At 74.4% G+C, this 10,156-nt stretch carries 10 protein-coding genes; 7 read left to right on the top strand and 3 right to left on the bottom strand.

The window, feature by feature from the left end; genetic code table 11:
• The 5 genes from murJ to ACWGN5_RS41075 form a co-directional block, all read left to right on the top strand.
• The coding region (murJ, locus tag ACWGN5_RS41095) for a murein biosynthesis integral membrane protein MurJ (RefSeq protein WP_453523937.1) at positions 1 to 1,706 on the top strand (1,706 nt) is incomplete at its 5' end.
• Entirely contained in the window at positions 1,606 to 2,406 is an 801-nt protein-coding gene (locus ACWGN5_RS41090; RefSeq protein ID WP_453523935.1) for a polysaccharide deacetylase family protein, read from the top strand. The genes murJ and ACWGN5_RS41090, both read left to right, overlap by 101 nt.
• The gene (locus ACWGN5_RS41085) at positions 2,403 to 3,530 is read left to right on the top strand and encodes a glycosyltransferase (RefSeq protein WP_453523933.1); all 1,128 of its coding nucleotides are present in this window, start codon (positions 2,403 to 2,405) and stop codon (positions 3,528 to 3,530) included. Before ACWGN5_RS41090 ends, ACWGN5_RS41085 begins: the two co-directional genes overlap by 4 nt.
• Positions 3,531 to 3,542: 12 nt before the next feature.
• Complete coding sequence (locus ACWGN5_RS41080; RefSeq protein ID WP_453523930.1) at positions 3,543 to 4,211, top strand: lipopolysaccharide biosynthesis protein; 669 nt, start codon at positions 3,543 to 3,545, stop codon at positions 4,209 to 4,211.
• On the top strand, positions 4,208 to 5,359 hold the full coding sequence (locus tag ACWGN5_RS41075) for a GNAT family N-acetyltransferase (RefSeq protein WP_453523927.1): 1,152 nt from the start codon (positions 4,208 to 4,210) through the stop codon (positions 5,357 to 5,359). The genes ACWGN5_RS41080 and ACWGN5_RS41075 overlap by 4 nt, the downstream gene beginning before the upstream one ends.
• Positions 5,360 to 5,386: 27 nt before the next feature.
• On the opposite strand, the gene ACWGN5_RS41070 is transcribed toward ACWGN5_RS41075, so the two are convergent.
• Entirely contained in the window at positions 5,387 to 6,754 is a 1,368-nt protein-coding gene (locus ACWGN5_RS41070; RefSeq protein WP_453523924.1) for a glycoside hydrolase family 26 protein, read from the bottom strand.
• 155 nt (positions 6,755 to 6,909) lie between these two features.
• Here ACWGN5_RS41070 and ACWGN5_RS41065 point away from each other — a divergent pair, with 155 nt between their 5' ends.
• Both ACWGN5_RS41065 and ACWGN5_RS41060 read left to right on the top strand, forming a co-directional pair.
• Entirely contained in the window at positions 6,910 to 8,217 is a 1,308-nt protein-coding gene (locus tag ACWGN5_RS41065) for a carboxylate--amine ligase (protein WP_453523921.1), read from the top strand.
• Between the two features lie 26 nt (positions 8,218 to 8,243).
• Positions 8,244 to 9,500, top strand: a complete 1,257-nt coding sequence (locus tag ACWGN5_RS41060; protein WP_453523940.1) for an FAD-dependent oxidoreductase — start codon at positions 8,244 to 8,246, stop codon at positions 9,498 to 9,500.
• 67 nt (positions 9,501 to 9,567) lie between these two features.
• Here ACWGN5_RS41060 and ACWGN5_RS41055 read toward each other — a convergent pair whose 3' ends face one another.
• On the bottom strand, positions 9,568 to 9,801 hold the full coding sequence (locus ACWGN5_RS41055) for a chaplin (protein ID WP_453523918.1): 234 nt from the start codon (positions 9,799 to 9,801) through the stop codon (positions 9,568 to 9,570).
• Between the two features lie 131 nt (positions 9,802 to 9,932).
• Positions 9,933 to 10,156, bottom strand: a 224-nt coding sequence (locus tag ACWGN5_RS41050) for a rodlin (RefSeq protein ID WP_453523916.1), incomplete at its 5' end; no start/stop codon positions are given.

Below are 10,156 nucleotides of genomic sequence, written 5' to 3'. Positions count from 1 at the left end.
CCCCCGCGCCACGCGCCGCGCCGACCCCCGGCCGCCGGGCCCACGCGCGCGCCGCCGCCCCCGGGGGCGGCGGGTTCCTCGCGAAGGCGGCGGCCGTGACCGCCGGGCTCACCGCCGCCGGCGCGGTCCTCGGGCTCGTACGGGACCAGATCATGGCCGGGTACTTCGGGGCCGGGGCCGGGACCGACGCGTTCCTGGTGGCGTGGACGGTGCCCGAGTTCGCCTCGACGCTGCTCATCGAGGACGCGATGGCGCTGATCCTGGTGCCCGCCTTCTCCCGTGCCCTGGCCCGCCGTTCGGCCGGGCTCTCCGACGACCCGGTGCGGGCCCTGGTGCGCGGGACGCTCCCCCGGATCGTCCTCGCCCTCGGGGTCGCCGCCGTCGTCCTGATCGTCGCGGCGCCGCTGCTCGTGGCCGCGCTCGCCCCGGGGCTTCCCGATCCGGCGCTCGCCGTCGACTGCACCCGGCTCACCGGGACCTGCGTGCTGTCGTTCGCCCTGGTGGGGTACTGCTCGGCGGCGCTCCGCGCGCACGGCCGGTTCCTGCCGCCGGCCGCGATCTACGTCGCGTACAACGTGGGGATCATCGGCACGATCCTGGTGCTGCGCGAGCCGTGGGGCGTGCGGTCCGCCGCCGCCGGGGTCGCCGTCGGCGGGGTCCTCATGGTCCTCGTCCAGGCCCCGACGCTGCTGCGGGAGCTGCGGACACCGCGACGGACGGCGCCGACCGTGCCCGCCGGCACCGGCGAGGGGCGCATCCTGGTCCTCGGACTCATCGCGCCCGTCGTCGCGTTCTCGCTGTGCCGCCAGTCCCAGACCCTGATCGAACGGTTCCTCGCCTCGCCGCTGCCCGCCGGCGCCATCTCGCATCTGAACTACGCGCAGAAGGTCGCGCAGATGCCGATGATCCTCTCCCTGATGCTGTGCACGGTCAGCTTCCCGGTGGTCGCCCGCGCGCTCGCGGCGGGCGATCCCGAGGCGGCCCGCCGCCGGGTCGAGCGGGATCTGCTGCTCGCCGCCGTCGTCGTGCTCGTCGGCTCCTCGACGGTGATCGCCGCCGCCCCCCGGATCATCGAACTGCTCTTCGAGCGCGGTGAGTTCACCGGCGCCGACACCACCGCCACCGCCGCCGTCATGCGGGTGTACGCGCTCGGCCTGCTGGGCCAGACGATGGTCGGCGCCCTCGTCCGCTGCTACTTCTCCGCCGCCCGCCCGCTCTGGTACCCGGCCGCCGCCATGGCCGCGGGGCTCCTCACCACCGCCGTCGCCGGCATCCCCGGCGCCCACTACTGGGGCGCGGTCGGCATCGCCGCCGCCAACGCCCTCGGCATCACCCTCAGCGCCGTCCTGCTGCTGCGGGGCGCGCACCGCCAGGCCGTCCCGATCCACGTCGGCCGGCTCGGCGAGGGGCTGCTCCGGCTCGCCACCGCGAGCGCCTGGGCCACCGGCGCCGGCTGGCTCTGCCAGCTCGCCGTCGACTCCGCCGTCCTCGCCGTCGCCGCCGCCGGACTGGTCGTCGTCGGCGTCTTCCTGCTCTTCATCGCCTGCGCCGCCAAAGCGCCCGAGATCCCGCCCCTGCCCCGCTCCGCCTTCCGGAGGACACCCCATGCCCGCCGCCACCGCGCTGCGCCGTCCACTGCCGATGCCGCCCCTGTGGAAGCCGCCCCTGTGGGTGGCGATGTACCACTCGATCACGGACACCGCTGACGATCCGTACCGGGTGACCGTCTCCCCCGTGCGCTTCGCCCGGCAGCTGCACTGGCTCGGCGACCGGGGGCTGCGCGGGGTCTCGGTGCGGGAGCTGCTCGCCGCCACCGCCGAGGGGCGCGCCAAGGGGCTCGTGGGCCTGACCTTCGACGACGGGTACGCGGACTTCCTCGACTCGGCGCTGCCGCTGCTGCGCCGGCACGGCTTCACCGCGACGGTGTACGTGCTGCCGGGCCGCCTCGGCGGCGAGAACGGCTGGGACACCGACGGGCCGCGCAAACCGCTGCTCGACGAGCACGGCATCCGGCGGATCGCCGACGCCGGCATGGAGATCGGCTCGCACGGCCTGCGGCACGTCCCGCTCACCGAGGCCGACGACGCGACGCTCGCCGCCGAGACCCGGCAGAGCCGTGACCTCCTGGAGGAGATGACCGGCCGCCCGGTGGAAGGCTTCTGCTACCCGTACGGGCAGGTCGACCCGCGCGCGATCCGCGCCGTGCGCAAGGCCGGCTACCGCTACGCCTGCGCGATCGACCCGGGCCCGCACACCGGCACGTACGCCCTGCCCCGCGTCCACATCGGCGAGAACGACACCCCCTGGCGGCTCACCGCCAAGCGCCTCCTGCACCCGCTGCGCCGCCGCCACCCCGGCGACCTGCTCCCCGCCCCGCACGGCCCGGCCGCGGTCGGTGCGCCGTGAAGGTCCTGCACGTCATCACCGGCCTCGGCATCGGCGGCGCCGAGCAGCAGCTGCGGCTCCTGCTCCGCCACCTGCCGACCCGCAGCGAGGTCGTCACGCTCACCAATCCGGGCGCGGTCGCCGCGGGCATCCAGGCCGACGGCACGCCCGTCACCCACCTCGGGATGACCGGGAACCGGGACCTGGGGGCGCTGCCTCGGCTCGCCCGGATCGTCCGGCAGGGCCGGTACGACCTCGTCCACACGCACCTCTACCGTGCGTGCGTGTACGGCAGGACGGCGGCCCGGATCGCCGGGGTCCGCCGGGTCATCGCCACCGAGCACTCCCTCGGCGAGACCCAGATCGAGGGGCGTCCCCTCTCGGCGGGCACCCGCGCCCTGTACCTCGCGTCCGAGCGGCTCGGCACGTCCACGGTCGCCGTCTCGCCCAGCGTCGCCCGCCGGCTCGCCGACTGGGGAGTGCCCCCGGACCGCATCCGGGTGGTGCCGAACGGCATCGAGACCGGCCGGTTCGCCTTCGACGCGCGCGCCCGGCGCCTCACCCGGGGCGTCCTCGGCATCCCCGAGGACGCGTACGTCGTCGGCGGCGTCGGACGGCTCACGCCCGGGAAGCGGTTCGACCGGCTCGTCCGGGCGGTGGCCTCGGTGCCGGAGGCCCGGCTGCTCCTCGTCGGCGAGGGCGAGCACCGCGAGGAGCTGCTGCGGATCGCCCGGGAGTGCGGGGCCGCCGGCCGGATCACGCTCTTCGGGGCCTGCGAGGACCCGCCGACGCCGGCGCCGCTCGGGCCCACGCTGCCCGAACTCCTCTCCGCGATGGACGCGTTCGTGTCCACCTCCCCCGACGAGACCTTCGGGCTCGCGGTCGTCGAGGCGCTCGCCGCGGGCCTTCCCGCGCTGTACGTGGCCTGTCCGGCGGTCGACGACCTGCCTCCGGACGCGGCACCGGGCGCGCGCCGGATCGGCGAGTCCGTACCCGAGCTGATCTCGGCGCTGCGCGGCATCCGGGACGCCCGGCTCGCCCGGCTCCCGCAGCCGGAGGCCGCCCGCCGCTACGACATCGCGCACAGCGCACGGCAGTTGATGTCCCTGTACGACCAGGCCGTCCACGGCACCCCCTCGAAGTGAGAGAGCCCGACCATGAACACCACCCCACCCCGCGCGTTCCTCCCCGCCGCTCTGCGCTCCCCGGGCCGCTGGGCGGTCCTCCCGGCGGCCGTCCTCGCCGGCGCGGTCCTGGGCGGCGGCTACGGCGCCCTGAAGACCCCGGAGTACGCGGCGACCAGCTACGTCATCGTCGTACCGGCCGAGAAGTCCGACCCGGCGGCGGTGCTCGGCTTCGCGCAGGCGTACGGGCGGGTCGCCACCGACATCGCGGTGACCGGCGACGCCCAGGTGTGGGCCGGGGTCACCGCCGACACCCTCCGGAAGAACGTGCAGGCGGCGACCTCCCCGGACGCGCCGATGATCTCGATCACCGCGCGGTCGGCGAAGCCCGCCCAGGCGGTCTCGATGGCCGACGGGGTGGCCCGCGCGCTCGTCCTGAACAGCGGCCACGTCGCCGGCAGCACCGGGGTGAAGGTCGTCCCGTTCTCCCGCGCCACCAAGCCCGTCGCCCCCGTCTCCCCGTCGGCGCCGCTCTCCGCGCTCGTCGGCGGCTGCGCGGGTGGCCTCCTCGGCGGCCTGGTCCTCCTGGTGCGCCCGAAGCGCGCCGCCACGCGCGACGGGGCCCGGCACTCCCGGCAGTCCACCACCTCCGCCGTGGTGCCCGCCCCGGCGGTCGCCACGCACCAGGCGGAGGCGGTGTGAGCCCGAGAACGCAGACCGCACAGCTCGACCGGAGAGCGCTGCGGACCGAGATCTGCCGTGACGAGGAGGAGTTCGGGCGGCTTTCGGCCGAGTGGACGGCGCTGTACGGGCGCTGCTCCTCCGCCACCCCCTTCCAGTCCCACTCCTGGCTGCACTCCTGGTGGCTCTCCTACGGCAGGCCCGGTGCGCTGCGGGTGGTGCTCGTACGGCGCGAGGACGGCGCACTCGTCGCCGCCGCGCCCCTGATGCGGGCCCGCGGGCCGCTGCCCGCCCTCACCCAGCTCGGCGGCACCATCACCGACTTCACGGACGTCCTCCTCGACGACGACTGCCCGGAGGCGGCGCCCGCCCTCGCCGGGGCCCTCGCCCGGGCCGCCCGGGGCGCGGTCCTCGACCTGCGGGAGGTCCGGCCCGGAGCGGCCAGCGAACGTGTCTTCGCCCACTGGCGCGGCCCGCGCCGCCGGCTGCCGGACTCGCTCTGCCTGGAGCTGCCCGCCGTCCCCATGGAGGGGCTCCTCGAACGGATCCCGTCCGGGAAGGCCCAGCGGGTCCGCGCCAAGCTCCGGAAGCTCGACGCGCTCGGCATCGACGCGCGCGTGGTGTCCGGCGAGGAGGTTCCGGCCGCCCTCGACCGGCTCCTGAAGCTCCATCAGCTCCAGTGGCAGGGCCGGGGGGTGACCGCCGAGCACACCAGCGAGCGGTTCGCCCAGCACCTCACCCGGGCCGTACGGCCCATGGTCGAGCGCGGCGACGCGATGGTCACCGAGTTCCGGCTCGCCGGGGACGTGGTCGCCGCCGACCTCACCCTGATGTCCCCGCGGCTCGCGGGCGGCTACCTGTACGGCGCCGACCCGGCCCTGCGCGCCCGCAAGGTCGACGTCGCGACGATGCTGCTGCGGCACGGGGCGCGCGAGACCAGCGCGGGCGGGCGGGCCACGCTCAGCATGCTGCGGGGCAGCGAGTCGTACAAGCAGCACTGGCGGCCCGAACCGGTCCGCAACCGCCGGCTGCTCCTCACCGGGCGCGGTACGGCCCCGCTCCTCTGGCTGCGCGCGGGCGCGGCCGACGCGCGGCGCTGGGCGGCGCGGCAGGCCCGGGAACGGGCCTGGGTGGGACGGCTCCTCGGCCGTGCCGGCGGTGGCGGATGAGCTCCGCCACCGCCGGCACGTGGGGCGTCAGAAGGGCCAGACGTCCTTCAGGCTGTCCTTCCAGTCGAGGTCGAGTTCGTCCTTCCAGTTGCTCTCCGGGACACAGACGGACCCGCCGATCCACTGCTCCACCCATGAACCGAGATCCAGGGCCCAGCAGTCGGGCTCGGGCTTCGGCTCGGGCTTCGGTTCCGGCTTCGGCTCGGGCTTCGGCTCGGGCTTCGGCTCAGGCTTGGGTTCCGGCTTCGGCTCAGGCTTCGGCTCGGGCTTCGGCTCCGGGATCGTCGGGTCCACCGGATCGGTCGGGTCCGTCGGGTCCGTCGGGTCGACCGGGTCCGTCGGGTCGACCGGGTCCGTCGGGTCGACCGGGTCCGTCGGGAGTTCCGGTTCCGTGCCGTACAGGGCCTGCCGGAACACCAGCGACGACTGCGGATTGTCGTCGCACTGCCAGACGCCGTGCGGACAGTAGTCGGTGATGGTGTGGTACAGCGGCTTGTGCTGCTTCATCCAGTCGAGCATGCGCCGCATGTATTCCGGGTTGTCGCCGTTCCGGAAGAGCCCCCATTCGGGATAGGAGATCTGCTTTCCGTGTTCGGCGGCGAAATCGACCTGCTTCTGGAGCCCGTACGGTTCACTGACGTGCCGGTCGAAGCTGCTCCCCGACGGCTGGTCGTACGAATCCATGCCGATGATGTCGACGACGTCGTCGCCCGGGTAGCACTCGGTCCACGGAATCGCGTCGAGGCCGCGGCTCGGGTTGAAGTCGAATCGGAACTTCTGGCCCGGCACGGCCCGCATCGCGGTGACGATCCGGTTCCAGTACTTCTTCCACGCGTCGGGGTCGGGGGCGCACCGATGGGTGTACGTGGTGCCGTTCATCTCCCAGCCGAGGACGACGACGGTGTCGCGGGCCCCCGCCTCGACGAGGCGTTCGGCGAGGGTCGTGAAGTGGTGGTCGAAGTAGCCGGCGGCGCCGAGCTGGAGCTGCCGGCGGACCTGGCGGTCGGCGACGCGGGCCTCGTTGCGCTCCAGCATGGGGACGTTGAGGACGAGCATGCGGTCGGTGCGCTCGTTGCGCCAGTCGGCCCAGGCGTCGAGGAAGCCGGGGGGTCCCTCGATGTTCTTCCAGAGGTCGCCGGGCAGGTAGGTGTGGCCGACGCGGAGCTCGTGGCCGCCGAGCCACCGCTGGAGCTGCCCGATGCGGGCGACCCCGCGGTCGCCCGAGTCGAGGAAGGCCCCCATGGCGGTGGCGAGGCTGGTGGGGACCGGGTCCTTCGGCGGGGTGGATTCGGTGGCGTGGGCGGGGGACGCGAGCACGACTGAGCCCGTGGCGAGGAGACCGGCGGTGAACACCCCCAGCCATCTTCTCGATGTTCTCCGGTACGCAGCTGCCATGGCCACTCCTTCACCTCTACGCCATTTGATGGTCCGTCAATCCGATACTCAGAAAGTATTCCTAATAAGCCGACCGTGAACTCCGCTTCCATCTGATCAGTAGTCCATTAGAGGATTTCATCGCCCAGTTGGGGCACCGAGATGAAGGGCATGCCGTGCCGCGCCAGCGTTTCGACACCAGCGTCCCCACCGTCCTTGTGCGGCTCGACCGGAACCCCTTCCATCACGGCACACTCGGCGCCGCCCGTTCGCTGGGGCGGGCGGGAATTCCGGTCCACGCCGTCATCGAATCGAGCACCAGTCCGGTCGCCCGCTCCCGTTTCCTCCGCTCGGTCCGCGAGCGCCCCGGGACGGACTCCCCCGCCGAGCTCGCCGCCCTCCTGCACGGCCTCGCCGAGGAGATCACCGACGACCCGTCACATCCCGTGCTGGCCGTGCCGCTGGACGACGTCAGCGCCCTCGCCCTGGCCGACCACCGCCCCGGACTCGTCCCGCGCTTCCTGCTGCCCGAGCAGACCGAGGAGCAGCTGCTGCGGGTCGCCGACAAGGCGGCGCTCGCCGAGACCTGCGCGGACCTGGGCCTGCCCCATCCCCGTACCGAACTCCCCGAGGGCGCCGACGAGGCCGCCGCCATGGCGTGGTCGCTCGGGCTTCCGGTGGTCGCCAAGTGGAGCCGGCCCTGGCTGCTCCCGGCCGGCCGCGGGCTGCGGAGCACCACGATCGTGCGGTCCCTGGCCGAGGTGCGGGAGCTGTACGCCCGGACCGCCGAGGCCGGCAGCCGGCTGCTGCTCCAGGAGCTGCTCCCCGCGGGCCGGGACCTCGACTGGTTCTTCCACGGGTACGTGGACTCCGCGGGCCGCTGCTCGACCGGGGCGACCGGGCGCAAGGAGCGTTCCTGGCCGGACGGGGCCGGGCTCACCGCCTCCGGCTGCTGGACGGTGAACCCGGCCGTCGACCGGACGGCCCGCGAGCTGCTCGACGCGCTGGACTACCGGGGCGTGTGCGACCTGGACTTCCGGCTGAACAGCGCCACCGGCGCGTACCACCTGCTCGACTTCAACCCCCGGCCCGGCGCCCAGTTCCGGCTCTTCACCGACCCGGACGGCCTGGACGTGGTCCGGGCGCTGCACCTGGACCTCACCGGCCGCCCGGTGCCGCCGCACTGCGCCGTGTACGGCCGCCGGTTCCTGGTCGAGAACTACGCGGCGCTGTCGCTGCTCGCCTCCCCGCGCCGCCGGTACGCGCCGGAGCCGGGCGGGGCGCGGCGGCGGACCGAGTGCGCCTGGTTCTCGGCCGACGATCCGCTGCCGGCGCTCGCCATGGGCCGCGCCTGGCTCGCGCACCTGCTGCGCCGGGCGCTGGCGGCGCTGCGCCGGGCGCTCGTGGCCCGCCGGGGCGCCCCGGCCATCACGCCCGGGGCGCCCCCGGCCCGTACCTCCACCGATCAGCTCACCCCACGATGAACGCGGAAGGCACGATGTCGACGTCGATGTACGACCTGGTGGTCGTCGGGGCCGGACCCTACGGCCTGTCCGTGGCCGCCCACGCCGCGGCCCACGGGCTGAACTTCCGCGCCTTCGGCCGCTCGATGGAGTCCTGGCACGCCATGCCCTCCGGCATGTTCCTGAAGTCGGAGCCCTGGGCGTCCCATCTCTCCGACCCGGAGGGGGCGTACGGCCTCGACGCCTACGCCGCGACCAGGGGCGTCCACACCGAGCACGGCGTGCCCCTCCCGGTCGGCTTCTTCGCCGCGTACGGCGACTGGTTCGCCCGGCAGACCGTGCCCGTGCTCGACGAGCGGCTCGTCGGCTCGGTCGCGCCCGCCGCCGGGGGCTTCGAGGTCCGCACCGAGGACGGCGAGGCGGTACGCGCCCGGACGGTGGCGCTCGCGGTCGGCGTCCTGCCCTTCCTGGAGGTCCCCGGGGCCCTGCGGGGACTGCCCGGACGGTACGTCACCCACTCCAGCCACCACGGCGAGCTCGACGGCTTCGCCGGCCGGGACGTCACCGTCGTCGGGGCCGGGCAGGCGGCCCTGGAGACCGCCGCGCTCCTCGTCGAGCGGGGCGCCGGAGCCGTACGGATCGTCGCCCGGGCCGGCCGGCTGCGCTGGAACACCGTGCCGCCGGCCCTCGACCGCGGCCTCTGGCCCTCGCTGCGCGCCCCGCACACGGGCCTCGGCTGCGGCTGGCGGAACCGCTTGTACGCCGACACCCCGGGGATCTTCCGGCGGCTGCCGGCCGCCACCCGTGAGCGGATCTTCGGCTCGGCGCTCGGCCCCGCGGGCGCCTGGTGGCTCCGCGAGCGGTTCGCGGCGGTCGGCGACGTCCGCCTGGGGCAGCGGATCACCTCGGCGCGAGTGACCGGCGACGAGCGGCTCCGGCTGGACGTGGCCGGGCCGGACGGGACGACGGTCCTGGAGACGGACCACGTGATCGCCGCCACCGGCTTCACCCCGAGCCTGGACCGGGCCGCGGTCCTCTCCCCCGCGCTGCGCGGGGCGCTGCGGAGGGTCGGCGCGGGCGGCGCCCCGGAGGTCGGCGGTCTCTTCGAGTCCTCCTGGCCGGGCCTGTTCCTCGCCGGTCTGCTCACGGCCCCTTCGTACGGGCCGTCGATGCGGTTCGTCCTCGGCGCCGAGTACACGGCGGGGCGGCTGGTGAAGGGCGTCCGGCAGCGGCTGCGGGCCGGTGCCCGTTCGGGCCCGCCCGGCCGGCCGCGTACGGGAGGCAGGGCGCCGGTCCCGGCGTGACGGAGGGCCGGCCCCGGGGAGCGGCTGCTCTCCGGGACCGGCCCTCCGCGCCTGCGGGCGCCGGGACTCAGACGTTGATGCAGGTGTTGCCGGCGGCCGGGTTCAGCGCGCCGATGACGTTCACGCTGTTGCCGCAGACGTTGATCGGGACGTGGATCGGGACCTGCACGACGTTGCCGGAGAGGACGCCCGGCGAACCGACGGCCCAGCCCTCCGCCTCCGCGTCCGCGAAAGCCGGCGACGCCACACCCATGGCCATGATGATTCCGGCGACGACGGCTGCAGCCTTCTTACAGTTCATTTCGTCTGGATCCTTTCCTCGGCGGAATGCATTTCCGCGGCACACAACACAACGAACATCCCGCACAAAGGAAACCGGAATAACACCGGCACCTGCTCTTTCACCCCATTGCCCGCAGGCGACGGGGCCGATCAGCCGTTGAAGGCGCCGTTCCCGGAGAGGACCGGGATGTCCTCGATGAGGTGCGACAGCGGCTCGTCACCCTTGGCCTGGGTGGAGTTCTCGGCGCACTGCTGGTTCTGCGGGGAGGACAGGACGTCGATGTCCTGGACGGTGACCGGGACGAGGCCGAGGATCGAACCGGCGTTGACCTTGGCCGGCAGGCCGATGCAGGGCTTGTTCAGGGAGCCCTGGA

Source organism: Streptomyces sp. NPDC055815, assembly GCF_053616475.1.
Note: the sequence above shows the minus strand (reverse complement) of the source record. Positions and strands in the feature narration are given on the sequence as shown.

Bases quoted from the DNA above. Each gene is read 5' to 3' on its own strand.
- ACWGN5_RS41090 (WP_453523935.1), top strand. From the start codon at position 1,606: ATGCCCGCCGCCACCGCGCTGCGCCGTCCACTGCCGATGCCGCCCCTG.
- ACWGN5_RS41080 (WP_453523930.1), top strand. From the start codon at position 3,543: ATGAACACCACCCCACCCCGCGCGTTCCTCCCCGCCGCTCTGCGCTCC.
- ACWGN5_RS41070 (WP_453523924.1), bottom strand. From the start codon at position 6,754: ATGGCAGCTGCGTACCGGAGAACATCGAGAAGATGGCTGGGGGTGTTC.
- ACWGN5_RS41060 (WP_453523940.1), top strand. From the start codon at position 8,244: ATGTACGACCTGGTGGTCGTCGGGGCCGGACCCTACGGCCTGTCCGTG.
- ACWGN5_RS41055 (WP_453523918.1), bottom strand. From the start codon at position 9,801: ATGAACTGTAAGAAGGCTGCAGCCGTCGTCGCCGGAATCATCATGGCC.